The sequence below is a fragment of the Sporosarcina luteola genome (genome assembly GCF_023715245.1).
GTDB lineage: Bacteria > Bacillota > Bacilli > Bacillales_A > Planococcaceae > Sporosarcina > Sporosarcina luteola_C.
In genome coordinates this window covers 1-344 of sequence record NZ_JAMBNV010000037.1, presented here as the reverse complement: position 1 = coordinate 344, position 344 = coordinate 1, and the positions used below count along the sequence as shown (strand labels likewise).

Below are 344 nucleotides of genomic sequence, written 5' to 3'. Positions count from 1 at the left end.
GGGTTCATACGTTGACGTTTTGCGTTCAGTTTTGAAGGTTCATCTTCTGATGATCTTTCAAAACTTGTTCTTTGAAAACTGGATAAAACGACATTGAAGCAACAAAACATCAAGTAATCAACCGAGTTGATCACTTTTGTGATTGAACAATACTTTTTTAACGATTACCAACGTATATCGCTATACAATGGTAATCAACCAGTGGTCTAGACGTATGTAATGCGTTGAAAACCATTTAAAGGTTAAGTTAGAAAGGGCGCACGGCGGATGCCTTGGCACTAGAAGCCTATGAAGGACGGCACTAACACCGATATGCTTCGGGGAGCTGTAAGTAAGCTGTGATC

1 rRNA gene is annotated in these 344 nt (G+C 40.1%); it reads left to right on the top strand.

Annotated features, from left to right (window positions below):
• Window positions 1-240: 240 nt before the first annotated feature.
• A 23S ribosomal RNA gene (locus tag M3152_RS17890) occupies window positions 241-344 on the top strand; the annotation flags it as partial.